This window comes from Cellulosimicrobium sp. JZ28 (assembly GCF_015327065.1).
Classification (GTDB): Bacteria; Actinomycetota; Actinomycetes; order Actinomycetales; family Cellulomonadaceae; genus Cellulosimicrobium; species Cellulosimicrobium funkei.
In genome coordinates, this window is record NZ_CP017660.1 from 2,730,666 (window position 1) to 2,755,717 (window position 25,052).

At 73.2% G+C, this 25,052-nt stretch carries 16 protein-coding genes; 3 read left to right on the plus strand and 13 right to left on the minus strand.

Annotation, left to right across the window (positions count from 1 at the left end; all coding sequences use genetic code 11):
* Entirely contained in the window at nucleotides 1–2,310 is a 2,310-nt protein-coding gene (locus BJP59_RS12365; RefSeq protein WP_194521066.1) for a hypothetical protein, read from the plus strand.
* Between the two features lie 4 nt (nucleotides 2,311–2,314).
* Here BJP59_RS12365 and BJP59_RS12370 read toward each other — a convergent pair whose 3' ends face one another.
* From BJP59_RS12370 to BJP59_RS12425, 12 genes are all read right to left on the minus strand, one after another.
* A complete protein-coding gene (locus BJP59_RS12370; RefSeq protein WP_194521067.1) occupies nucleotides 2,315–4,435 on the minus strand; it encodes an acyltransferase family protein in 2,121 nt (706 codons plus the stop codon).
* A gap of 4 nt (nucleotides 4,436–4,439) precedes the next feature.
* The gene (locus tag BJP59_RS12375) at nucleotides 4,440–6,770 is read right to left on the minus strand and encodes a hypothetical protein (RefSeq protein WP_194521068.1); all 2,331 of its coding nucleotides are present in this window, start codon (nucleotides 6,768–6,770) and stop codon (nucleotides 4,440–4,442) included.
* A gap of 8 nt (nucleotides 6,771–6,778) precedes the next feature.
* Nucleotides 6,779–7,501: an ABC transporter ATP-binding protein gene (locus tag BJP59_RS12380; protein ID WP_021480446.1), complete on the minus strand. Its 723-nt coding sequence runs from the start codon at nucleotides 7,499–7,501 to the stop codon at nucleotides 6,779–6,781.
* Between the two features lies 1 nt (nucleotide 7,502).
* Entirely contained in the window at nucleotides 7,503–8,372 is an 870-nt protein-coding gene (locus tag BJP59_RS12385; protein WP_194521069.1) for an ABC transporter permease, read from the minus strand.
* Nucleotides 8,369–10,387, minus strand: a complete 2,019-nt coding sequence (locus tag BJP59_RS12390) for a glycosyltransferase (protein WP_021480444.1) — start codon at nucleotides 10,385–10,387, stop codon at nucleotides 8,369–8,371. The genes BJP59_RS12385 and BJP59_RS12390 overlap by 4 nt, the downstream gene beginning before the upstream one ends.
* Entirely contained in the window at nucleotides 10,384–11,571 is a 1,188-nt protein-coding gene (gene glf, locus BJP59_RS12395; protein WP_021480443.1) for a UDP-galactopyranose mutase, read from the minus strand. Before glf ends, BJP59_RS12390 begins: the two co-directional genes overlap by 4 nt.
* 119 nt (nucleotides 11,572–11,690) lie before the next feature.
* The gene (locus tag BJP59_RS12400) at nucleotides 11,691–13,715 is read right to left on the minus strand and encodes a DUF6541 family protein (RefSeq protein ID WP_194521070.1); all 2,025 of its coding nucleotides are present in this window, start codon (nucleotides 13,713–13,715) and stop codon (nucleotides 11,691–11,693) included.
* A complete protein-coding gene (locus tag BJP59_RS12405) occupies nucleotides 13,708–14,553 on the minus strand; it encodes a glycosyltransferase (protein ID WP_021482790.1) in 846 nt (281 codons plus the stop codon). The genes BJP59_RS12400 and BJP59_RS12405 overlap by 8 nt, the downstream gene beginning before the upstream one ends.
* Nucleotides 14,550–15,509 (minus strand): glycosyltransferase family 2 protein, encoded by a 960-nt coding sequence (locus BJP59_RS12410; protein ID WP_074807704.1) that lies wholly within the window; start codon nucleotides 15,507–15,509, stop codon nucleotides 14,550–14,552. Before BJP59_RS12410 ends, BJP59_RS12405 begins: the two co-directional genes overlap by 4 nt.
* Before the next feature lie 142 nt (nucleotides 15,510–15,651).
* Complete coding sequence (locus BJP59_RS12415) at nucleotides 15,652–16,962, minus strand: nucleotide sugar dehydrogenase (RefSeq protein ID WP_194521071.1); 1,311 nt, start codon at nucleotides 16,960–16,962, stop codon at nucleotides 15,652–15,654.
* Nucleotides 16,963–17,077: 115 nt separating this feature from the next.
* Nucleotides 17,078–19,168: an acyltransferase family protein gene (locus BJP59_RS12420; protein WP_194521072.1), complete on the minus strand. Its 2,091-nt coding sequence runs from the start codon at nucleotides 19,166–19,168 to the stop codon at nucleotides 17,078–17,080.
* Nucleotides 19,169–19,229: 61 nt separating this feature from the next.
* On the minus strand, nucleotides 19,230–21,347 hold the full coding sequence (locus tag BJP59_RS12425) for a cell wall-binding repeat-containing protein (protein WP_194521073.1): 2,118 nt from the start codon (nucleotides 21,345–21,347) through the stop codon (nucleotides 19,230–19,232).
* Nucleotides 21,348–21,508: 161 nt separating this feature from the next.
* Between BJP59_RS12425 and wecB the strand changes: the two genes are divergently transcribed.
* Nucleotides 21,509–22,582: a non-hydrolyzing UDP-N-acetylglucosamine 2-epimerase gene (gene wecB / locus BJP59_RS12430; RefSeq protein ID WP_194521074.1), complete on the plus strand. Its 1,074-nt coding sequence runs from the start codon at nucleotides 21,509–21,511 to the stop codon at nucleotides 22,580–22,582.
* A gap of 83 nt (nucleotides 22,583–22,665) precedes the next feature.
* Nucleotides 22,666–23,862 carry a glycosyltransferase gene (locus tag BJP59_RS12435; RefSeq protein WP_021482662.1) on the plus strand — a complete coding sequence of 399 codons (1,197 nt, stop codon included), beginning with the start codon at nucleotides 22,666–22,668 and terminating at the stop codon, nucleotides 23,860–23,862.
* A gap of 27 nt (nucleotides 23,863–23,889) precedes the next feature.
* Here the strand turns inward: BJP59_RS12435 and BJP59_RS12440 are convergent, their stop codons facing one another.
* Nucleotides 23,890–25,050 carry a glycosyltransferase gene (locus BJP59_RS12440; RefSeq protein ID WP_194521075.1) on the minus strand — a complete coding sequence of 387 codons (1,161 nt, stop codon included), beginning with the start codon at nucleotides 25,048–25,050 and terminating at the stop codon, nucleotides 23,890–23,892.
* Nucleotides 25,051–25,052: the final 2 nt, after the last annotated feature.

Below are 25,052 nucleotides of genomic sequence, written 5' to 3' on the forward strand. Positions count from 1 at the left end.
GTGCACGGTGCAGCAACCCGGACGCTCTCCGCGGCCCTCGCGCTGGCGCTCGCGGCGGTCCTCTCGCTCGTGCCCGTGACCGCGCCCGAGCCGGCGACCGCGGCCGGCGGCGAGACCTGGGACCCCGGTCTCATCATCTCGGACTCGGTCTTCTACGACTCCGGCGCGATGTCGGTCGCGCAGATCGACGCCTTCCTGCGCTCGAAGGGCGCGGGCTGCGTCGCGGGCGAGCGCCCCTGCCTCAAGGACTTCAAGGAGAACACCCGGGCGTGGCCCGCGGAGCCCGGGATCTGCTCCGGGTACACCGCCCGGAACGGCGAGACGGCGGCCCAGATCCTCCAGCGCGTGGCCACGAGCTGCGGCATCAATCCGCGCGTCCTGCTGGTGATGCTCCAGAAGGAGAACAGCCTCGTCGACCGGACCCGGCCCACGGCGCGGAGCTACGACGCCGCGATGGGCTTCGGATGCCCCGACACGGCGCCCTGCAACACGGAGTACTACGGGTTCTTCAACCAGGTCTACCGGGCGGCACGTCAGTACAAGGTCTACGCCGCGAACCCGACCCGCTACAACTACCAGGCCGGTCGGTCGAACTACATCGCGTACAACCCGAAGGCCTCCTGCGGCGGCTCGCAGGTGTACATCCGCAACCAGGCGACGGCGTCGCTCTACATCTACACGCCGTACCAGCCGAACGCCGCTGCCCTCGCGAACGTCTACGGGTCGGGCGACTCCTGCAGCGCCTACGGCAACCGCAACTTCTGGCGGCTCTTCACGGACTGGTTCGGCAACCCGCAGCTGGGCGGCTACCTCGTGAAGTCGGACGCGTCGGTGACCGTCTACCTCGTCGTCGGCTCCCGGAAGTTCGCGATCCCCGACTGGCCGACCTATCTCGCCTACGAGCCCCTGGGTCCGATCGCCACGGTCGGCGCGGAGACCCTCAACCGGTACACGTCGGCGGGCGAGCTCGGCCGCCTCGTGCGCAACCCCGGCAGCGGGGAGATCTTCTTCGTCGACGCCGGTCGGCGGTACCACGTCGGGACGTGCCAGCTGGTCGCAGACTTCGGCAGCTCGTGCCCGAGCGTGCCCGAGCTCGGCGCGGACCAGATCGCGCTCCTCGGTGCGGGCTCCAGCCTGTCCGCCACCGTGTCGCTGCCGAGCGGACGGAAGTTCGCCATGGTCGGAGGGACGCGCCGGGAGGTCTTCGACGACGCGTCGCTCTCGGCCGCCGGTCTGCCGACCTCGGCCGTCCGGCTCTCCGAGCAGGCGCTCGACCGGTTCCCCCTGGGCGCTCCGGTGGTCCGGGACCGGGTGCTCGTGGGGACCCGAGGATCGTCCGCGCTGGCGCTGTGGGCGGGCGGCCGGCTCGCGCCGCTGCCCTCGGCAGCCACCCGTTACCCCGGCGTAGCGCAGCTGGCGCGCGGGACGCTCGACGCCGCCTCCGTGGCGCGCATGTCCCGCTCGAACGGTGCGCCCGGGCTCGTCAGCCGGGACGGGGCCGGCGTCTACGCGCTGGGCGAGGGGGGCCTCGCCCTGCTCCGGCCGGCCGCGCTCGGGGCACGACCACCCGCGACCTCCTCGCTACCCGCCGCCACGTTCGACACGCTTCCCGTCGGCGCCGCCACGGGTTCGGCCGCGGCGCTCAAGCGCGCCGACAGCCCCACCGTCTGGGTCCTCGCGGACGGCGTCCTGCGGCCCGCGAACACCTGGGACGACCTCGTGTCCCGGTTCGGCGGTATCGCTCCGCCCGTGCACACCGTGGCACCGGAGACGCTCGCCGTCTTCCCCACCGGCCCTCCGATCCTCACCCAGGGGCGGCTCGTCAAGACGAGCGACAGCCCGGAGGTGTACCTCGTCAACTCCGGCGGTCGGGTCGTCTACGTCGACTGGTTCGGCACCCTCCAGGCGCTCGGCCACACCCGGATCGAGACGCGTCCCGCCGGTGCGTTGCGGGGGTACGCGATCGACCCCCTGCCGCTGCAGCCGTTGCTGCGCTGCGCCGACGGCGACCGCGTCGGGATCGCTGGCAGCGTCCGGCGCATCGACCGCAAGGAGGCCGGCCCGACGCCGGCGACGTCCCTCGGTCCGGTGGCGTGCCGGACGCTGGCACCCACCGGGTCCACCGTCACGGGGCCGCTCTTCGTCAAGGCGCCGGGAGACTCCGTCGTCTATCGGGTCGTCGCGGGCACCAAGCGGCCGGTGCGGAGCTGGACCGCGCTCGTCGCGATGGCCGGCACGGGGTCGCCGCGCATCGTCGAGGTCAGCTCTCGGGTGCTGTCGACGGTGCCGACGGGCGCGATGATGGGCTGAGCGGTCAGGAGGCCGGTCGCTGCAGCCCGAGCGCGCTCTCGAGGCGCGGCTCGAGCGACAGCGCGTAGGTGTCCGTCAGGTGGTTGTCCCGGTAGACGAGGACGTTGCCCTCCACGGCACGACAGGTGTCGGCGCGGCACAGGCTGTCCGTGAGGTCGACGACCTCCACCTCACCGAGCGCGCGGGCGGCGTCCACGAGCGGGTCGTCCTGCGCGGCGAGGCGTCCCCGGGGGAAGGCGCACTCCGGGGACGCCGCGCCGTGCTCGGCCACGCACTCGGGGGCGACGAACGGGGGCAACGGCGTGTCGCGCACGACGACGACGCGGATGCCGGCGTCGACGATCGGCTCGAGCGTCTCCCGGTAGCCGGCGACCGCGTCGTCGAACTCGTCCCACCCCCAGTCGAGCGCCGAGCGGTAGCCCGCCGGCGTCATGGCGGAGACGACGACGAGCTCCGGGCGCTCCCTGAGGATGAGCTCCTGGTTCCTCCGGTTGCGCTCCCCGCACTCCCCGAACGGGATCCCGTTGCTCGACATCGGGTCGACGTTGAACGGGCACCCGTTGCGGACGAGAACCGTCAGCGCGTACCCGTTCTCCTCCGCGGCACGGGCGAGCGGCGAGCTGAGGACCGCCGCGTGCGAGTCCCCGACGAGGACCACGCCGGGCCCGTCGTCGGCGCCGTAGCGACAGGCGTCCGGGGAGCGGGTCTCCCCGTCCGGCACCGGGAGGGTGATGTCCTCGTCGATGCAGCCGTCCCGGTTGACGAGGCCCACGTCGCTCGCCGCGACGAGCGGGTCGGGCGCGACGGGCGCGTCCGGCGGGGCCGACGCGCCCTCGAACACCGCGGCGCCCGGGTTCGCCTCGCCGGCGACGACGTTCGCCGCCGCCTCGGTCCGGGCCGTCACCTCGGCGAGCGGGACCAGCGCGGCGAGGACGGACACCGCGACGAGCGAACCGCCGAGGGCAAACGTGCGCGCCAGGGGCTCGCGCGCGCGGGCGTGCCGGGCGCGGACGGGCCGGACGGCCGGACCGCGGCGGAACGGAGCCTCTACCCAGCGGGTCGAGGCGGCCGCGAGGCCCAGCGACAGCAGGACGACCCCGACGGAGAGCGGCACCGTGAGCCGGTCCTGCCCGCTCCAGGCGAGGACGAAGACGATCAGCGGCCAGTGCCACAGGTAGAGGCTGTAGGAGATGTCGCCGACGTACACGGCAGGGCGGGCGGACAGTGCCCGCGAGACGACCGTCGGGGCCGGTCCGGCTCCGCCTGCCGCGAGGAGGAGCGCGGTGCCGACCGTCGGGACGAGCGCCACCCACCCGGGGAAGGCCATGTCCGTCGAGTACACGAACGCCGAGACGACGACGGCGACGAGGCCGAGCGCGGCCAGCGCCGACCACGCGCGCGACCGGAGGCTCACCCGGGGCAGGAGGACGGCGACCAGCCCGCCGATCGCGAGCTCCCAGGCCCGGGTCGTGGTCACGAAGTAGGCCGCGCCGGGGTCGGAGCCCGACAGCACGACCGACCAGGCGAGGGACGCGAGGACCACCGCACCGAGCACCAACAGCACGACCCGCGACGTGCGGTCGCGGCGACGACGGGTCACGAGCCCCACGGCGAGGAGCACGAGCGGGACGACGAGGTAGAACTGCTCCTCGACCGCCAGGGACCAGAAGTGCTGGAACGGGGAGACCCCCGCGGTCGCCTGGGCGTACTCGTCCGGGCCGTAGGCCAGCGCCCAGTTCTGCACCTGGAGGGCCGACGTCAGCGCGCTCTCCAGCACTGTGCGCCACTGCGACGCGGGGAGGACGAGCAGGGTCGCCACCACCGAGAGCACGATCACGACGGTCGACGCGGGGAGCAGCCGGCGGATGCGCCGCGTGTAGAACGTGGCGAGCCGCACGGTGCCGGTCCTCGACACCTCGCGCACGAGCGAGCCGATGATGAGGTAGCCGGAGATCACGAAGAACACGTCGACCCCGACGAACCCTCCGGGCAGCGCGTGCGGCCACAGGTGGTAGACGACGACCAGCCCCACGGCCAGCGCCCGCAGCCCCTGGATGTCGGCGCGCGCGTGGCTGCGCGCGGGGCCGGCCGTCCCGCGTGCCGCGGTGGTCGACGACGCGCTCATCACGTCATCCGGCCGGCGACGACGCCGTCTCGCGGGCGCGTCCCGGACGCCGACGCACGACGACCTCCGCGAGCGACCACAGCAGGGCCCCGGCGATCCCCACCGCGAGGGCGGCGACCTCCACGGTCCAGCCCGGCGGCGAGAAGGACACCGTGACCTCGTCCCCGCTCGAACCGGGTTCGAGCTCGACCACGACGAGGAAGTCGCGCAGCGGGTCGCCCAGCGCGGCCCCCTGGACGGAGTATCCCGGCCAGGCGAGCCGGGACAGCACGACCCGGCCGCCGTCGGCGGGCACCTCGTCCACGGTGAAACGGACGGACGTCTTCGAGACCTCCGCGCCGGACACGGTGGTCCCGTCGGACGTCCAGGTGATGCCGCCCGCGCCCGGGACCGGCTCGTCGCGCTGCCAGCCCACGCTCACGTCGCTGCGGGTCGTCTCGTGCCAGCCGGGGGGCGGGGTGGCGTCCGCGTACGGGTCGGGAGACTCGCCGTCGTCCCGCCGCAGGATCTGTACCGTGCTGACGCCCAGCAGGTCGGCGAGCGGGCGCCCCGTCTCGGGGTCCGTCTCGAAGAGCGTCTCCGCCGCGTCCCAGCACGACGCGCCGTGCGACGTCATGCACAGCTGTTCCGAGTAGGCCCGGAACTGCAACGGGGTGTAGACGTTCTGCACCGACGCCTCGTTGAGGTACCAGAGGTTCGCGTACGCGACGTCGTTCCAGGCGCCGCGTACGAACTGCGGCGTCCCGACGACGAAGACGTCCCCTTCGGCGTCGGGCAGCTTCTCCTGGTAGTCCGCCCGCTGCCCGGAGAGGCCGTAGTCCGGGAGCGGTGCCTGCGGGATGGTCGCGTGCTGGAGCAGCACCACGACGGCCGTGACCGCGATCCCGCTGGCCGCGATCCTGCGCGTCGTGCGACGGCGGTCGCCCCCCGCGCGCAGGAGCAGGCCGAGGAGCACGACGCCACCGAGCGCGAGGAGCGTCGAGACGGCGTAGACCTTCCACCACGAGGGCGACTCCGCGTAGGCGAAGTAGGCGCCGACGAGGACCACGACACCGACGCCGACGATCCGTCGTGCGCTCGGGCGGCCCGCCGCCCGGCTGAGCAGCACGACCGTGACGCCGATGACGCAGGTCGCAAGATAGGGCAGCAGGCGGGCGGGGAAGCGCAGCGGTCCCACCGCGCTGGGCCCGAGGACGAAGACCGCCGCGAACGCCCCCACCGCGAGCAGCCCCACCAGCGTCGGGACGGCGGCGCGCGCCCCCCGGGCACGGACGAACAGGACCGCGGGCAGGAGCCACGCGATGTAGAGGATCGGGCCCGGCGTGGGCAGCCCCCAGAAACCGGACACCCAGGGCTGCGCCGTCGCGATCCAGGAGGTCGACAGCCCCGAGAGATCGGGCGACATGAAGTTGTCGTTGAGGATGCCGGTCGCGTCGCGGACCGTGACCGGGGCGGTCAGGAGGCCCGGGAGATACACCGCGAGCGCGACGAGGCCGAGGAGGGCACCGACGACGAGCGTGCGCAGGACCGCGGCGCGGCGCCCCGCGAGGAAGGCCTCGACCATCGTGGCGGCGATGACCGCCACGAGCATGATCGTCCCGTGCACGTAGCCGATCGTGATCACGAGGTAGCCGCCCGCGAACGCCCAGAGCGGGCTGCCCCCGCGCGCGGCGGTGCGGCGCAACGCCCACCACGCCCACGGCAGCAGGGCCCAGACGAAGAGGCCCGTCACCCAGGACGCCGCGTCGACGTAGACCGTGAACCCGGTGCACGTGGTCAGCACCGCGCCGAGGAACCCCCAGGTGCGGTCGGCACCGTACGAGCGGAAGAGCAGGAACCACCCTCCCGCCGCGAGGACGAGGAACACGACCTTGACCAGCGCCGCGTACGCCGTCATGTCGGCGGCGGCGCTCGCCCCGAGCCCGACGAGCATGACGAGCGGGTTGAACAGGCCCCACTGGCCCTCTGCCGCGTAGTTGCCGGCCATCCACCGACCGGGCTCGAAGAACGGCATGTGTCCCGAGCGGAGCGACTCGCCGATCGCGTACCAGATGCCGTACGCGCCGGTCTGCGTGTCGTCGTTGAAGTAGAAGCGCGCGTCGAACAGGTACGGCACGAACGCGAGCACGGCGGTCGTCACGACCAGGGCCGCCCCGAGGAGGAGACCACGCGGTCCGCGCTCGCCCCAGTGGCGGAACGAGTCCCAGCGCCCCTCGCGCGGGAGCGCCGCCCCGCTCTCGGTCGAGGTCGCCGACGCGGGGCGACCGTCGTTGCTCTCGGGATCGACCGCCGGGAGACCTGCCTGCGCCCCCTGCGTCACCGGTTCGTTCGTCACTCGATCTCCTATACGGCCCGGAGGAGGTCGACCATGTCCCTGGTCGGACCGTCGGCGCGGACGCGCCCGCCCTCGAGCAGGACGCCACGCTCGCACAGCCCCGCCACCATGTCGAGGTCGTGGCTGACGATGACGAGCGTCCTGCCCTCGTCGCGCAGCTCCCGGACCCGGGCCAGGCACTTCTTCTGGAAGGGCTCGTCACCCACGGCGAGGATCTCGTCGATGAGGAAGACCTCGGGGTCGGAGTGCACCGCGACCGCGAAGGCGAGGCGCAGGAACATGCCCGAGGAGTAGAACTTCACCTCGGTGTCGATGAAGCGCTCGATCTCGCTGAAGGCGACGATCTCGTCGAAGCGTCGCTCGATGTCGTCCTCCTGCATGCCGAGGATGGCGCCGTTCAGGAAGACGTTCTCGCGTCCCGTGAGGTCAGGGTGGAAGCCCGCGCCGACCTCGATGAGACCGGCGACGCGACCCCGGGTCCTGACCGTCCCCTGGTCGGGGCGCAGGACGCCCGAGATGAGCTTGAGGAGCGTCGACTTCCCGGACCCGTTGAACCCGAGCAGCGCGACGGTCTCCCCCTCGGCGACGGTGAGGTCGATCGCGTCGAGCGCGACGAACTCGTCCGCGAGCCGCTGCCGGCGCACGGCCGACATCGCGAGCTCCTTGAGCGACCGGTTGTGCCGGAGCGTGAAGCTCTTCCGGACGTCCCGGATCTCGATGCTGGTCGTCATGTCACAGCTCCTGGGCGAAGCGCCCCTCGAGGCGCCGGAAGACGGACTGGCCGAGGAGCAGGAGCAGGAGGGCGATGCCGAGACCGGCCCACCCGAACGCCCACATCGACGGCGGGAGCTCGATGTCGGACGACGTCGTCCCCGGGTACCAGAACGCGTAGTGGAACAGCTCGACCGCGCCCGTCAGGGGGTTGAGCTGGTAGACCGCGAACAGCCAGGTCGGCAGGACGTCCCGGACGGCCTCCCACGGGTAGAGCACGGGCGAGAGCCACGTCGCCACCATGACGATGAGGTCGACGAAGTTCTCGGCGTCGCGGTAGAAGACGTTCACCGCGCCGAACAGCAGCCCGAGGCCCAGGGACAGCACCGCCACGATCGTGAACCCGAGCAGCCCCGCACCGAGCTCCGCCGGGTTCGGCCGCCAGCCGAAGATGACCGCACCCACGAGGAGGACGAGCAGCTGCGGGAAGAAGTGCACGGCGGACACCCAGAGCGACGACACCGGGAAGAGCTCGCGCGGCAGGTAGATCTTCCGGATCAGCGGAGCGTTGCCGACGATCGACCGGGTCGCGTTGGAGAAGCCCTCACCGAAGAAGTTGATGACGACGATGCCCGAGAACAGGTAGACCGCGTAGTCCTCGATCCCCTTGTTCAGCCCGAGGAAGAGCCCGAGCGCGAGGAAGAAGACGACGAACTGGACCGCCGGCTTGACGTACGACCAGAGCATGCCGAGCACGGAGCCCCGGTACCGGACGCGGACCTCCTTCTTGACGATCAGCCGGAGGAGGAAGCGGTTCCGCACCACGTCGACGAGCCCGTGCCCGTGCCCGGGCTCGATCATGGGCCGCTCGGTCACGACCGTCTGGCTCATCGTGGCGTGGGAGGGTTCTCGTCGAAGGTCTGCTTCCACGCCTCCATCGACGTGATCCGGGGGAGCGCCTCACGGTACGAGGACCGCAGCTCTGCCCAGCGGGCGAAGAGCTCCGCGTGCAGCCGCACGCCCTCCGTGAGCATGGTCCGCACCTTGCGCGGGTCGCGCTTGTGCCAGGACGCACCCGTGCCCTCGGCGTTCGACACGATGGCGCTGTCGAACTGGGACAGCCGCCACCAGCGGGCGTCCTGGTGCGGCACCAGGGTCTGCGGCTGCTCGGTGAACCGCGGATCGACCGGCTTGCCGACCTGCCGGATGACGGTCTTCGCCGCCCACGGCACGAGGGTGAGCCGGTTCGGGACCTGGACCCCGCGGCCCTTGTTGCGCGGCTTGCTCGGCGCGGGGGGCGGGAACTCGTCGAAGTCGGGCTTGTACTGCGCGTCGGAGTACTCCGCGACCATGCCGCGGATCTCCGGGAGCTTCGTCCCGATGATCCCGTGCAGCGCGTCCGGCCCCTCGAGGACGTCGCGCATCGCCATGAGCCGGCCCTGCTCGGAGTAGTACTGCATCGAGATGAGGTGCTTGACGTCCATGTACGTGGACTCGCGCAGCACCCGGCCGCCTCGCTCGTAGAGCGAGTACAGCAGCGTCGTGATGAGACGGTTGCGCTCGTGGAAGTACGCCTGCCACCCGACGAGGTCGTCCTTGTCAGCCCAGGAGACGTGCCACACGGCGGCACCGGGGAGCGAGACCGTCGGGAAGCCGTGGGCGCGTGCGCGCAGACCGTACTCCGCGTCGTCCCACTTGATGAAGACGGGCAGCGAGAGCCCGACCTCCCGGATGACGGCCGTCGGGATGAGGCACATCCACCAGCCGTTGTAGTCGACGTCGACGCGGCGGTGCAGCCACGGGGTCGCGCGCAGGCCACCTCCGCGGAAGTCGTGCCCGTTCTCCATGTCCGCGTGCGGGAGCCCCGGCTGGATGCGCCACGGCTCCACGATCTCGCCGAACGTGTGCAGGGTGGACCGGTTGTACATGTCGAACATGTGCCCGCCGACGAGCGTCGGTACGCGGGTGTAGTCGGCGAACGTCACGAGCCGCACGACGCTCTCGGGCTCGAGGACGATGTCGTCGTCCAGGAGGATGACGTAGTCGCTCTTGCCCGCCTGGACCGTCTCGTACATGCTGCGCGAGAAGCCGCCCGAACCGCCGATGTTGCCCTGCTCGACGATCCGGAGCTGCCCGCCGAGCTCGGCCGCGACGGCGTCGAAGCCCTCCTCGTCGCGGACCCGCTTGGTGCCCTGGTCGACGACGATCAGCTCGTCGAGGATCTCGCGGACCTCGGGGCTCTCGGCCACCGTGCGGATGGTCTCGAGGCAGTAGTCCGCGCGGTTGAACGTCGTGATCCCGACGCTGGTCCGCCCGTGCCGACGACCTGCCTCGGGGACCGACCAGGCGGCCTCGACGAGCACCAGCGGGTCGGTGCCGCCGATGAGGTCGAACCAGTACCAGCCGCCGTCGCCGAACTGCGCGAGCGAGAGGTCGACCACCGTGCTGGCGTCGCCCGAGACGGTGTGCGACTCGACGCGCTGCTGCACGCCGCGCGCGTTCGAGCGGTAGACGGTGACGGTGCCGGTCCCGCGTGTCCGGACGGTCAGGCGGACCGAGTCCACCACGGTCCAGCGACGCCAGTAGCTCGCGGGGAACGCGTTGAAGTACGTCGCGAAGGAGATGCGGCGGCCCGGGCGAACGGACATGGAGAAGCGTCCGCCGATGTCCTGGGAGCGGACGGACTCGGACCCTCGGGAGCCCAGGTCGGAACGGCTCTTCGACCCCCACATCGACTCGAGGTCGGTCTTCACGGGCTGCGCGCGGAGCTCACCCGCCTCGACGTAGAGCGGGAGGGAGTCGGAGTCCGCGTCGAGAGGGAGGATGATCCGCTGCACGACCCGGAAGCCGTCGCCGGCCGCCTGGTCGTCGGTCACGACCGCCGTCTCGGTCTTGGCGCTGCTCATGCGTCCACTCCCCCGCTCTCGATGCCCGCTCCCTTGCCGAAGTGCGGGGCGAGCTTGTTGTCCACCATCGACAGCGCGGCGCCGATGGCCATGTGCATGTCGAGGTACTTGTAGGTACCGAGCCGACCGCCGAAGAGGACGTCCTTCTCCCCCGCGGCCAGGTCACGGTACGCCAGCAGCCGCGCCCGGTCGGCGGCGGTGTTCACGGGGTAGTACGGCTCGTCGGCCTTCTCCGCGAAGCGGGAGAACTCCCGCATGATCACGGTCTTGTCCGTCGGGTAGTCCCGCTCGGGGTGGAAGTGCCGGAACTCGTGGATGCGCGTGTACGGGACGTCGGCGTCCGCGTAGTTCATCACGGGGGTGCCCTGGAAGTCGCCGACCGGGAGCACCTCCTCCTCGAAGTCGAGCGTGCGCCACGAGAGGTCGCCCTCGGCGTAGTCGAAGTAGCGGTCGACGGGACCCGTGTAGACCACCGGCACGTTGCCGACCACGTTGCCCTTGCTCACGGGCTGCGACTCGTCGAAGAAGTCGACGCCGAGCCGGACCTCGATGTTCTTGTGGTCGGCCATGCGCTCGATCCACGCCGTGTAGCCGTCGACCGGGAGCCCCTCGTGCGTGTCGTTGAAGTAGCGGTTGTCGTACGTGTAGCGCACCGGGAGCCGCGAGATGATCGACGCCGGGAGGTCGCGCGGGTCCGTCTGCCACTGCTTCGCGGTGTACTCGCGGATGAACGCCTCGTAGAGGGGGCGGCCGATGAGGGAGACCCCCTGCTCGTCGAGGTTCTCGGGCTTCTTGTCCCCGAGCTCGGCCGAGAGCTCCTTGACCAGCGCGCGGGCGGCGTCCGGACCGTGCGCCGAGCGGAAGAACTGGTTGATCGTGCCGAGGTTGATCGGCATCGGGAAGACCTCGCCCTTGTGCGTGGTGTACACGCGGTGGACGTAGCTCGTGAACGCCGTGAAGCGGTTCACGTACTCCCAGACCCGCTCGTTGGAGGTGTGGAAGAGGTGGGCCCCGTAACGGTGCACCTCGATGCCGGTCGTCTTCTCGGCCTCGCTGTAGGCGTTGCCACCGATGTGGGTGCGCCGGTCGATCACGAGGACCTTCCGGCCGTACTCCTCGGCGATGCGCTCAGCGACGGTCAGGCCGAAGAAGCCCGATCCCACGACGACAAGATCCGCGTCCACTCAATCTCCTAGCCTCGACGAACAGCCGCCCAAGCCTACAAGGTCGACGGTCGCCGCTCCGACGGGCCGCGGGGGCGGGTCACATCGCCACAAGACCTTCACCAGAGCGGAGCGGTGCCTCAGCAGGCGGTCACCTCGTAGAGCTTCGCGTCGCCTTCCTGGGCGACGAGGCGTGCCACACCGGCCTCCTCGAGCCCTTCGAGCCCGGCGAACCTGCCCTGACCGCCGTCCGACAGGTGTCGCCCCATGTCGAGCACGTAGCCGATGTCGAGAGCGTCGACGGCGTCGCAGACCGCCGGGTCGACGAGGGCCTCGTTGAGGGCCGACGCGACGAGCGCCCGGTCCTCGTCCATGACCATCCCCATGTGCGGGTAGATCGCCTCGCGGTCCGCGAGCGCCCACACGAGGGCGCTGCCGTCCCAGGGGTCGCCCGCCACCGCGGTCCCCTCCGGGACGATCTCGTCGAGCCGGCCGAGGAGCCGGAGCTCGCGCGCGTCGATCAGCCCCGTCGAGCTCGCGGACTCGGGGTCGACCCGGTACGCGTGGCCCAGGTAGGCGAAGGACTCCCGGAACGTCGCCGTGCGGGGCAGGACGACGGAGACCAGCAGGCCGGCCACCACGGCGACGGCGGCCCCCGCCCAGGGCGAGACCCGCCTCGGGTCGCCGGCGCGCACGCGCGCGACGGCGAGGAGCCCGAGCCGGACCAGCGCCGCGACACCGACGACGGCGAGGGGGACGCCCACGACGGGCAGGAGCGCCGCGAGCCGCTGAGGGTCGGCGTACCAGTACCCGGTGAGCGTGCCCCGCAGGGGGACGTCGACGGCGCGGACCAGCACGTAGAGCCCTGCGAGGATCGCGTACGCGAAGGGCAGCCAGCGCCAGCGCGCGACGACCAGCGACGCGAGGGCACCGATCACGACCAGGACGGCGACGACGAGGTTGGGCGTCCCGGGCCCGATGGACTCCGGCTCGGGGAAGTTCGGCGTGATCGAGGGGTGCATCGCGGTCAGCCGCAGCACCTCTCCCACCGCCTGCTCCCGGCCCGCGGTGACGGCCCACACGACCTTGCCCCGGAAGGCGCTGACGAGCGGGAGGCGCCCCAGCAACCAGTACCCGGCGACGACGACCGCGACCGTGAGCGGCCACGGGAGCAGCGCGACCGGCCAGGACCGGCCGCGGTGCCGCAGTCGCACGGTCACCTGCACGAGCGCGTGGACGACGAGCGGGACGACGACGAACCCGAGCGCGAAGACGCCGTTGGGCTGTGCGAGCACGAGGGCGACGAGGCCCACCAGGACACCGGCGGTCGCCGGCAGCCTGCCCCGGCCGTGCGTGCGGACCAGGGCGACCACGCTCAGGGCGAGCACCGCGGGGAGCAGGGCGTACGAGAGGACGTTCGGGTAGAGGAGGCCGAACGACACGAGCCGGTTCGGGAACTGCGTCATGGCGAACGACAGGGGGACGACGACCCCCAGCAGCACCGGCCGCGGCCCGAACAGCACCCGGCCGAGCGCGAGCATGCCGAGCGGCCAGGCGACGCACGTCGCGGCGAGGGTCACCCAGTTCGCCGCGACCGGGATGCTCGACCCGGTCAGCTGGACGACGAGACTGACGAACCCGTGCCACAGCCCGGGGTAGAAGACGGTCGTCGCCTCGGGCTGCGTGAGCGTCATGTGGAACGACGACGCGTCGGCGTTCTCGAGGATCATGCGCACGGAGTTGAGGTGGTACGGGGTGTCGAAGGTCTGCGCGATCCGGTCCGGGCCGCCGATCCCGGCGGCGGTACGGCGCAGCTGGAGCGCGACGGCGACGACCGCCGTGACGGCGACCGCGACGACGACGGCGTTGCGCACCCTGCCCGGGCGCAAGGAACCCGTGCTGCGCCGGCCGGAGAGTCGCCACACGCCGTACGCCGGCGCCGAGAGGACGAGGGATGCGGCCAGGACCCACAGCACGTTCCACCGCGCGCCGAGCTCGCCCACCAGCACGGCCGTCGTACCGACCACGGCGCCGGCCAGGACGGGCGCGGCCCCCCACGCCACGAGGCCGCGCAGCCCCAGGGCGTAGGCCGGGACGATGCCGGGGACGACGAGCACGAGGACCGCCACCAGCGCGACGTCCCACGTCCCGAGCCAGTCACCCACGCCGACGACCTCCTCGGTCCGCGAGGAAGGTGCGGTAGAGCAGGGTGCGGACCTTCTCCGGGACGAGGCGGTACCCGCCGCGCACCGCGACGTTGCGCACCGCTTGCGGCGCGGTCGTGAACCCGAGGCGGCGCATCCTGCGCTGGAGCTCGAGCTCGGAGCGCAGGAGCCGTAGGCCGCCCCGTCGCGCGTAGGCACCCGCACCGACCCGGTACAGCAGCAACGGCTCGGCGACGTTGCGACCGCGCGCACCGCCCGCGAGCATGCGTGCGAAGAGCCAGTAGTCCTCGAGCAGCGGGAGGTCCTGGTAGCCGCCAGCGGCCTCGACCGCCGACCGCCGGAACACGACCGTGGGGTGGTTGAACGGAGAGTGGAACCGCGCGCCCGCGGCGATGTCGCGGCTCGACAGCGGTGGGACGCGCACGAGCCCGGGCTCGTCCTCGGCGACGAACTCCTGGATCGCGGAGCCGACGATGTCGTACCCCTGCGCGAGGAGGGGGACCTGGCGCGCGAACCGCTCGGGCCGGCACACGTCGTCCGCGTCCGTCCGTGCGACGACCTCGTGGGCGCAGCGCGCGAGCCCCGCCTCGAGGGCGAGCGCGAGGCCGACGTTCCGCTCGAGCCGCACGACCGTCACCGTGGGGTCGCTGCCCTCGATCTCGGCGACCACCTCGGCGAGCGCCGGGCCGACGGGACCGTCCTGGACGAGCACGACCTCGTCGGGGGCGAGGTCCTGCTCGACCGTCGCGGAGCGGAACGCGCGACGCAGATGGGCGGCGTCGTCCCCGTGGTAGACCGGCAGGAGGAGCGAGAACGGCGGGAGCGTCCCGGTGGTCATGCGGGCTGCTCCGACCGGCCGCGGCGCGCGTCCAGCGCCCCGACCTCGGCGGTGACGGGCCCCATGGCGGCGAGCGCGGTCGCGTTGCTGCGCGGGCGACGGAAGACGCCGTCCCGCGCACCGCGGAGCCCGGCGGCGCGCAGCACCGGGCGGTTCTGCGACCGGCGGAACGTCCGCGCCCAGCGCCGGAGCGAGGCGCCGAGGTAGAGGACGCGCTCCTCGGGCGACAGCGAGGGCGAGCGCAGGAGCATCCACAGCTTGTTGCGCACCTCGTAGTAGAAGCGCTCGCCCGGGTCCGCGTCCGTCGCGCCGAACGTCCGCGTCCGGTGCTCCACGACCGACGCCGGCACGTGCAGCCCCGTCCCGCGCCGCAGGAGGCGGGCCGAGTACTCGAAGTCGTCGTTCCAGATGAAGTAGTCCGCCACGGGGAGGCCGTGGTGCCGCACCGCGCGCGCGTCGACGAGCATCGAGACGAACGAGGAGGACCGCACCGGCAGCGCGCCGGCCTCCCGGGCGCGCGCGATCTGCTCCGCGGACGCGCCGGGCCGTCGGCGGGGCGTGTTCATCGGGTGGTCCCGGCCGTCGTGCCACACGACGCGGCTGCCCAGGAGGGCGACCGGGCCCGGGTAGGCGTCGCGGGCGGCGAGCAGCTCGGCGAGCGCGGTCGGCGTCGGGATCGTGTCGTCGTCCATGAGCCAGACGAGGTCCGCGCCGAGCGCCTCGACCGCGTGCGCGATGCCGACGGCAAAGCCCCCGGCTCCCCCGGTGTTCCGCGGGAGCTCCAGCACCTCGGCCCCCACGGGGTGCTCGGCGGCGACGACGGCGGAGTCGTCGTGGGACGCGTTGTCGACGACGACGACGTCGTCGAGGGGGCGGCTCTGCGCGGCGAGGGCGTCGAGCGCCTCCACGAGCAGGTCACGCCGGTCGTAGGCGACGACGACCGCGGCGATTCGCATGGGGGGACCTCACGGATGAACCGGACAGAGACGCGCAGAGGCGCACGTGCAGGATAGTGCACCTGTCGGGCGCGACCGCGCGGGTCGCCGGCCCCGGAGGGCGGGCGACCCGCGCACGACGTGGCGCGTCCGACCGGCCGTGTCAGAGCCGCTCTGGCGCGTCGCCGCGGCCGAGGACGAGGCGCGGGACGCCGGCCCAGCGCTCGGCGGTGGTCACACCCCGACCGTCGACGACGAGGCGGACCCCCGGGACGTCGTCGCTGCCGGTCTCGCGGTACTCGGCGTGGTCGGTCTGGACGACCACGACGTCGGCCTCGTCCCCGAGCCGGAAGGGCCTGAGCCCCAGCGCCGCCAGCTCGTCGTCGGAGTAGAGCGGGTCGTGCACGCGCACGGACGCACCGGCCTTCTCGAGCGCGGCGACGGTGGCGAAGACGCCCGAGAAAGCGGTCTCCTTCACACCACCGCGGTACGCGGCGCCGAGGACGACGGCCCGGAGGCCGTCGAGCGACCCCAGCAGGTCCACCGCTCGGCCGACGACGCGCTCCGGCATGGCCGCGTTGACGGCGCGCGCCTCGCGCACGATGGAGGCCTCGGGGTCGACGGACAGGTACAACCGCGGGTACACCGGGATGCAGTGCCCGCCGACGGCGATGCCCGGCCGGTGGATGTGGCTGTACGGCTGCGAGTTGCTCGCGTCGATGACGGCGTGGACGTCGATCCCCTGCTTGTCCGCGAAGAGGGCGAACTGGTTCGCCAGCCCGATGTTCACGTCGCGGTACGTCGTCTCGGCGAGCTTCGCGAGCTCCGAGGCCTCCGCGGAGCCGAGGTCCCAGACGCCGTTGGGACGGTCGAGGTCGGGCCGCTCGTCGAAGTCGAGCACGGCCTCGTAGAACGCACGCGCACGCTCCGCACCCTCGGGCGACAGGCCGCCGACCAGCTTGGGGTACTTGCGCAGGTCGGCGAACACGCGGCCCGTCAGCACGCGCTCCGGCGAGAAGACCAGGTGGAAGTCCTCGCCCTCCACGAGTCCCGAGATCTCCTCGAGCATGGGCTTCCAGCGGTGGCGCGTCGTGCCCACGGGGAGCGTCGTCTCGTACGAGACGAGCGTCCCCGGGGTGAGGTTCTCGGCCAGGGACCGCGTGGCGGCGTCCATCCACCCGAAGTCGGGCTCCGCCGTCTCCTCGTCGACGAACAGCGGGACGACCAGCACGACGGCGTCTGCGCCCGGGACCGCCTCGGCGTAGTCGGTGGTCGCACGCAGCCTCCCGGCGGGGACGAGCTCAGCCAGCTTCTCGGCGAGGTGGGCCTCGCCCGGGAAGGGCTCCTTGCCCTCGTTGACCGTGGCGACCGTGGCCGCGTTGACGTCGACCCCGATCACCTCGTGCCCCTTGGACGCGAACTGGACGGCCAGGGGCAGGCCGATCTTTCCCAGGGCGACGACGGCGATGCGCATCGGGTGTTCCTTCCGGCGAGGGGTGGTCGGTCCGGGAGCTTCCCGCTCGGGGCCCGCACCGAGGGCGTTCGGCGCGCGGCGCTCGAACCACGGTGCAGGATACGCGAGGTGGCGATCACCCTGGCAGGGTCGTCAGCACCGCGGGGCCCAGGACCTCTGCCAGTCGCTCCGCCATCGTGGCCGTCAGGTGGGTGCCGTCCCGGTACACCAGCGTGGTGTCGATGACGGCCGGGCACGACGCCTCGTCGCACAGGTACTCGTCGAGCGTGAGGAACCGCGCGCCGGCCCGCGCCGCGGCCTGCCGCTCCGCGTCGTGGACCACGGTGTTGCGCGCGTCGTCCGGCAGCGCGCACGCCGCCGCGTCGTCGAGATGTACGGACAGGCAGGCGATGGGCGACGTCCCGGGGGTGGGCGTGTCACCCACGACCAGCACGGGAGTGCCCCCGGGGAGCGCACCCAGCGTCCGGCCGAGCGCGTCGGTCCACTCCCGCGCGTCGAACCGCGCGCCGTCGGGCACACCGGACTGCCCCGCGTAGTCGGCGACGACGACCGCGGACGGGGGATCGCTCGCGAGCCGGCCCAGGACGCGCTCCCGCCACGGCGTGCACGTGGGGTACGGCTGCCCTCGACCCGTGACCACGTCGAGGTCGGCGGCGGGGCAGCCGCTCTTCGTCATGACCTCCAGCACGACGGCCCCGGCATCGGCCAGGGGTACCAGCGCGGGCACCAGCTGGCTCGCGTGGGAGTCGCCGAACAGGACGACGCGCGGCGCGCGCGGGTCCGACCCGTACCGGCACGACCCCGCCGGCTCCTGCTCGGCCGCGTCGAGCTGGCAGCCGTCCGCATAGACGACGGGCAGGTCGTCGGCCGCCTCGGCGAGCGACGGCTCGAGGTTCGCCGGCACGACGGCCGTCCCGTCAGGGGACCGCCGCAGGTCCCCGCTCGCGACCACGGTGCCCGAGGACTGCGGAGCGCGGTCCGCGACCCAGACCATGAGACCGGCCCCCAGCGCGACCGCGCAGGTGGCCGAGAGCGCGACCGCACCGACCCGTCGGGGCGACGCGGAGCGGAGCCGCGGAGCCGTGCGGAACGGGGTCTCCAGGTAGCGGTACGACGACCAGGCCACCGGGACGCAGACCGCGGCCACGAGCAGCTGCCACGTCACGGGCAGCGGCTCCGTCCGACCGAGGATCGCCCGCGGCAGCGTCATGGCCGGCCAGTGCACGAGGTAGAGCGAGTAGGAGATGCCTCCTACCCACACCATGGGCGGTCGGGCGAGCACGGCGACCGGGCCGCGCGACCCCGCGCTCGCGCCGGCGAGGATCACCGCCGCCGTCCCCGCCACGGGCAGCGCCGCCCACGGCGCCGGGAACGGGGTGGCCGCGTCGAGCAGGAGCACCGCCGTGACCACGGCCGCCAGGCCGCCCCAGCCGACCGGCACCGCCAGCGCACGCGGCAGCACCGCGCCGCGGCGCAGCAGCGCCGCGACGAGACCGCCGGCCGCGAGCTCCCACGCCCGCGCGGGCAGACCGAAGAACGCCCAGGGCTGGGAGCTCACCGTCAGCACCGCGCACGCCACGAACGACACCACGACGACCGCGCCGACGAGCGCGGTCAGGACGCGGTGGGAGCGACGCACCGCGAAGAACCCGACGAGCAGCAGCGGCCACAGGAGGTAGAACTGCTCCTCGACGCCGAGCGACCAGTAGTGCTGGAAGAAGGACGGGGGCTCCGTCTCCTCGAGGTACTGCGTCCCCTGGTAGGCGAAGAGGAGGTTCGGCACGTACGCCGCGGTCGCGAGCGCGTCCACGGCGGCGTCGCGCACGCGGACCGGTCCGAGCGTGAGCGCGGCGACGACCATCGTGGCGACCAGCACGGCGAACGAGGCCGGGAGGATCCTGCGGGCGCGACGCGCGTAGAACTCCGCGAACCCGACCCGGCCCTCCGCCTCGAGCGACCGCAGGAGATGGCCCGTGATGAGGAAGCCCGAGATCACGAAGAAGACGTCCACGCCGACGTAGCCGCCCGGCAGCCACGGCACGCCCGCGTGGTAGAGCACCACGGCCACCACCGCGACAGCGCGCAGGCCTTGCACGTCGAGACGGAAACGGTCCGGCGCAGCACCCGTCGCCGAGCGCGACGGGGCGAGCGTCGTGCGGGCTCGGGCGGCCCGGCGACGCCGGACGACGGGCGGCTGCGCAGGCACGGCAGGCTCTCCACGGACTGACGGGTCGGGCGAGAAGACTACCCGGGGTCGCGGCGGCGGGTCATGAACCGTTCGGGCGCACGTACGCCGAGAGCGCCTCGCGGACGGGTTCGGACACCGCGCCCGAGCCGCCCAGCACGACCACCCGCGCGGGCCGGAGCCGCTCGAGCTCCGCGGCGACGGAGGCCGGGACACGGGTGCTCGCCGTGAGCAGCACGGGGCCGCCGCCGATGCCGGCGGCCGACGCGCCCGAGAGGCTGTCCGGGAAGTCCAGGCCGTTCGCCACGAAGACGACGGGGACCCCCGGCGAGAAGGCCCCTGCCGAGACGGCCGCCGACGTGGCGTACCGGTCGGTGCCGGCGGTGCGGGTCACCCCGCCGGGGGCGAGGTTCGCGAGCCGGTCCGCGACCGCGGCGGACACCGAGCCGACCCCGCCCAGGACGACGATCCGGCTCGGGCGCAGGCGCAGGAGCTCGCCCTCCACGGAGGCGGGGAGCGAGGTCGGGCCGACGAGCAACACCGGTGCGCTCTGGGCGCCCGCGACCGGTGCGGCGGACAGCGCGTCGGGGAACTCCAGGCCGTTGGCCACGTACGCGACGTCCGCGCCGGGTGCGAAGGTGGCCGCGGAGATCGCGGCCGACGTCGCGAACCGGTCGGCGCCGGAGAGGCGGGTCACCCCGCCCTGCGTCAGGCCCTCCAGCTGGGCGACGACCGCCGCGGAGACCACACCGGTGCCGCCCAGCACGACGATCCGGCCCGGGCGGAGCCGCTCGAGCTCCTGCCGGACCGGCGTCGGGACGGCCGTCGGGGCGACGAGCAGCACCGGTGCACCACCGACGACGGCCGCCGCGCCGCCGGAGAGCGCGTCCGGGAAGGCCTGGCCGTTCGCGACGTACGCGACGGGCACACCGGGAGAGAACGTGGCCGCCGAGATCGCGGCCGACGTCGCATAGCGGTTCGCGCCCGAGATCCGCTCGGCCCGGACGACGTACTGCTGGAAGTAGCGGGCCGCGAGGTCCTGGACGTGCGCCAGCCGACCGTAGGCGAGCCCGCCGGGGCACTCCGTCTGGTGGGTGTCCCGGTGGCCGAAGATCTTCGGGAGGACGACCGACTGGCCCGCAGCGAACCTGCCGCCCGCCGTCCGGCTCGCCGCCGTGAACGTCGCGGTGCCTGCCGGGTCCACGCCGTAGCGCGCCAGACGGTAGGCGATGATCTTCGCGACGCCGTCGAGCTGGGCCTCCGGCGGCGCCGTGCTCGTGTAGGTCCCCACCATCGCGACCCCGACGGTGCCCGTGTTGAAGCCACCCGTGTGGGCGCCGATCAGCGCCTTCTCCAGGCTGCCGGCGGCGCCCTCGTAGACGTTGCCCCACTTGTCGACCAGGAAGTTGTAGCCGAGGTCGCACCACCCGTTCCCGTCCGGGGCGCTGGCCTGGTGGAACGCCTGGTCGTTCCGGATGAGCTGCATGACCTGCGCGGTGGACGTGTAGTCGTTCGTGTTCACCGTGTGGTGGACGACGCCGCCCTTGAGGGCGGGGGCCGCGTCCCACGCGCACCGTGCGGGGGCCGCGCCCCACTGCGCCCGCGTGACGATCACCGGGCCGCCCGCGGCCGCCTGTGCCCGATCCTCCGCGGGGACCGCCCCCGCTCCCCCGGCGCCGGACGCCCCGGCCAGCTCGGAGGACACCGTCGTGACGCTGAGGCCGTCAGGGAGCTCGGCGCCCGGGTCGACGGTGGCCACCTCGACCGCCTCCGACTGGCCCACGTAGACGGTGCTCGTCGCGACGACGTCCACCGTCCCGGTGTCCGCGCCGTCCGTCGACCTCTCGGCGTGCGTCCACGGCCCCCAGGCACCGTCCGCCTGCAAGGCCCGCAGCCGCAGCTCGGGCACCGCGCCCTCGAGGCGCGACGGCCACGTCAGCGCGGCGGTCTGGAACCCGCCCTCGACCGTGGTCACGCCGTCCGACGCCACGTCCTGCGTCACGACCGACGCCGCGGCGGTGCCGAGCTCGGGCAGGTCCGCGGTCACGGCGGGCGCCTGCGTCACGACGTCCGGAGGTTCCGGGACGGCAGGGCTCGGCGTCGCGCTCGCGGCCGGGGCGACCGTCAGCGAGAGCACGAGCAACGGCGCCGCGCCGTACCGCAGACGGCGGGCGGCGCGGTCGTGAGGACGCGTCCTCACGGGACGGTCGGTCGTCGACATGCTGCTTCGTGCTGCGTGGCGCGCCACGATTCGCCTCCTGGTGCTGGGCCCCCTGCGTCGGCGCAGATGGCGACGGAGGCCGAACCTAGCCGAGATCGTCGACCGGGGAAAGCACCTCGGGCCCGCTAGCATCGACGCTCGTGAAGATCCTCAGCGTCGTCGGTGCGCGTCCGCAGTTCGTCAAGCTCGCCCCGATCGCGCAGGCGGCCGCGGCAGCAGGAGCCGAGCACGTCATCGTCCACACGGGTCAGCACTACGACCCGATGCTGTCCGACGTGTTCTTCCGCGACCTCGGGATCCCCGACCCGGACGTGCACCTGGGCGTCGGGTCCGGCAGCCACGGCGTGCAGACGGGCGCGATCCTCGGCGCCCTCGACGCCGTGCTCGACGAGCACCGGCCCGACTGGGTCCTCGCGTACGGCGACACCAACTCGACGCTCGCCGCCGCGGTGTCGGCGGTCAAGCTGCACGTCCCCCTCGCGCACCTCGAGGCGGGCCTGCGGTCCTTCAACCGGCGCATGCCCGAGGAGCACAACCGCGTCCTCACGGACCACGCCGCCGACCTGTGCCTCGCACCGACGCAGGTCGCGATGGACCACCTCGCGTCCGAAGGGCTGGGGGCGCGATCCGTCCTCGTCGGCGACGTGATGACCGACGTCCTGCTCCAGGTCAGGGACGCGGTCGCCGACCGCGGCGTCCCGCTGCTCGCCGAGCTCGGGCTCGAGCCCGGCGGCTTCCACCTCGCCACGATCCACCGCGCCGAGAACACGGACGACCCGGCGCGGATGGCGGCGATCGTCGACGCGCTCGCCGGTCTCGACCGCCCGGTCGTGCTGCTCGCGCACCCGCGCGTGGTCGCCAAGGCGGCCGAGCACGGCCTGTCCCTGGACCGCGGAGCGCTGCGGTCCCACGCCCCGCTCGCCTACCCCGACCTCGTCGCGGCGGCGTTGCGCAGCGCGGGGGTGGTCACGGACTCCGGCGGGCTCCAGAAGGAGGCGTTCCTGCTGCGCGTGCCCTGCACGACGATCCGTACGGAGACCGAGTGGGTCGAGACGATCGAGCTCGGCTGGAACGTCCTCGCCGACGGCGCGGAGGCGATCCGCGCGGCCGTGTCACGCCCCCGTCCCTCCGCGACCGACGCCGCGCCGTACGGCGACGGCCACGCCGCCCGGCGGGTCGTGGAGACGCTCGCGGCGGCGGTCGGCACGGCCTGACGGCCGCCGGACCTGCCGCGATCCCCCTCGGATAGGATCGCGGTCGCGCCGGCAGGCGCCCGTCGACGAAAGGTGTGGCCGCAGTGACCAGCCCGAACGGACCTCGATCAGCGCTGGTGCTCTCGTACTCGGTCATCGAGTCCGACCCGCGCGTCCGGCGGCAGGTGGACTGGCTCACCGGCGCCGGGTGGGAGGTCGACACGCTCGGCCTGGGCGGTCGCCCGACGCCGGACGTCCGGGACCACTTCGCGCTGGCCGCGCCGTCCCGCTGGGTCACGTCGCGCGCGGGCGTCCTCGCCGCTCAGCTCCTCCTGCCGCCGCGGGCGCGGTTCCGGCGCCAGCTCGTGTCCCGGATCCCCGCGGAGGCGACGGCTCGGCTCCGCGCCGGAGACTACGACCTCGTCGTCTTCAACGAGACGGAGTTCGGCCCGCTCGTGGCCGACCCGAGAGTCTTCACCCCGGCCGCCCGACGCGCACGGCTCCACGTCGATCTGCACGAGTACCACAACCCCGTGCAGCGCCGCCGGACGCTCGGCGCGCGGATCACCGGCTCGCACTACCGCTGGGTGCGTCGCTTCATCGGCCACCCCGCCTTCACGTCACGCTCGGTCGTCAACGCCCCGATCGGCCGCCTCTACGTCGACGAGTTCGGCATCGCGGAGCCAGTCCCCGTACGGAACATCCCGCCCTTCGTCGGGCAGGAGCCCAGCGCCGTCGACCCGGCCGAGGTCCGGCTCCTCTTCCACGGGCTCGCGTCGGCCCGGCGCGGGTTCGACGAGATCCTCGAGGCGATGCGCGTCCTGCCCGCACGCTTCTCGATGACCTTCATGCTCATGCCCAACCCGGCGGTCCGTGCGCGGCTGCAGGAGCAGATCGACGCGCACCCCGCTCGCGACCGGATCCGGATCGTGCCCCCGGCGCCGATGCGCGAGCTCGCCGAGCGGATCAACGGGTACGACCTCGAGATCATCTTCTACCGCCCGCTCGAGCGGAACCTGGAGTTCGCCCTGCCGAACAAGTTCTTCGAGGCGGTCCAGGGACGCCTCGGCGTCGTGGTCGGCGAGAGCCCGGCGATGGCCGAGCTCGTGCGGGAGCACGGGATCGGGGTCGTCGTCCCGGGTTTCGAGGGGACGGACCTGGCCGCCGCCCTGGACGCCCTCACTCCGGACGACGTCGAGCGCATCAAGGCAGCGTCGCACCGCGCCGCCGACGTGCTCAACGCCGAGGTGGAGCGGGAGGCGTTCCTCGCCGCCGTCGGCGCCGCCCCGGCCGGCCGCTGACACGCTCGACCGTCCGCGCCCGCCCGGTCAGCCTCGCGTGCGAGCAGGGCGGAGCGCCGCCACCGCGCGCACCCACACCGGCAGCTGCGCCTCCGCCGAGAGCGGCTCCGCCGCCTCGTCCGCAGCCCGCTTCCAGGCCGCGACGGACTCCGGGGTCAGGGCGTCGACGACGTCCCGGATCGCGTCGACGTCGAACCCCTCGGTCACGACGCCGAGGCCGTGCTCGCGCACGAGGCGCGCCATCGCCGGGGTCGGGCCGACGACGACCCCGACCCGCGCCTGGACGTAGTCGAAGAACTTGTTCGGCAGGGCGAGCGCGTTGTTGGTCACCGTCGGTGGGAGCACGTGGATCCCGACGTCGTGCGCGTTGATCACGTCGAGCAGCTCGTCGTGCGGGACGGCGTCCTCGACCTGCACCCGCTCGCCGAGCCGCCGTGCGAGCGCCCGGAGCTCCTCGACGTACGCCGGGTCGTTGCCCGTCAGGTACAGGGTGAGCCGCACGTCCGCCGTCGAGGTCGCCACCGCGGTGATCATGTTCTCCAGGCGCCGGCCCCGGAGCGACGCCCCGGGGTGGACGATCCGGACGGGCGAGCCCACCGGCGTCGGCGCCGTCCGGACGTAGGCGGGCGAGTTCGTCACCACGTCGGGGCGCAGCCCCAGCGGCCCGTACGCCTCGGCGACGCTCTCGCCGACCGTCGTCAACGAGTGCACGCGCGACGCGTACCGCTGGACCAACCACTCGAGGTAGGGCTTGCGGAGCCGGACCCACCGAGGGTTGTCGTCGTGCATCCCGGGGTAGAACTCGTGCAGGTCGCCGTGGACGCTGCTGCCCGGCGCGATGCCGAGCGCGAGCGGCAGCGCGTCGATGTCGTTCGCCAGGACCCGGTCGGGCCGCTCCCGGCGCAGCGCGCGCCGGGCCGACCGCACGGCCGGCTGGCTCCAGTAGAGGAGGCGGTACGCGTGGAGCCTCAGCAGCACGGCCTCCGCGTAGAACCGCGCCTTCCGGCGCCAGCCCGCCGACGCCGGGACACGGAGCTCGACGTGGCGCGCCGCGCCGGGCACGGCCGGTCCCCAGCCGGCGGTGACCACGTGGTACCGGTCGGCGAAGAGCGCGATCTGCCGACGCAGTCGTGCGTCCTGCTCCAGGCGGGAGAAGGAGAGGATCAGCAGCGTGTCGGTCGTCGTCATGG

What these genes read in the sequence shown, in the direction of transcription:
- BJP59_RS12440 (WP_194521075.1), bottom strand. Translation starts at nt 25,050, where the DNA reads ATGACGACGACCGACACGCTGCTGATCCTCTCCTTCTCCCGCCTGGAG.
- BJP59_RS12380 (WP_021480446.1), bottom strand. Translation starts at nt 7,501, where the DNA reads ATGACGACCAGCATCGAGATCCGGGACGTCCGGAAGAGCTTCACGCTC.
- BJP59_RS12415 (WP_194521071.1), bottom strand. Translation starts at nt 16,962, where the DNA reads ATGCGCATCGCCGTCGTCGCCCTGGGAAAGATCGGCCTGCCCCTGGCC.
- BJP59_RS12410 (WP_074807704.1), bottom strand. Translation starts at nt 15,509, where the DNA reads ATGCGAATCGCCGCGGTCGTCGTCGCCTACGACCGGCGTGACCTGCTC.
- BJP59_RS12405 (WP_021482790.1), bottom strand. Translation starts at nt 14,553, where the DNA reads ATGACCACCGGGACGCTCCCGCCGTTCTCGCTCCTCCTGCCGGTCTAC.
- BJP59_RS12385 (WP_194521069.1), bottom strand. Translation starts at nt 8,372, where the DNA reads ATGAGCCAGACGGTCGTGACCGAGCGGCCCATGATCGAGCCCGGGCAC.
- BJP59_RS12370 (WP_194521067.1), bottom strand. Translation starts at nt 4,435, where the DNA reads ATGAGCGCGTCGTCGACCACCGCGGCACGCGGGACGGCCGGCCCCGCG.
- BJP59_RS12390 (WP_021480444.1), bottom strand. Translation starts at nt 10,387, where the DNA reads ATGAGCAGCGCCAAGACCGAGACGGCGGTCGTGACCGACGACCAGGCG.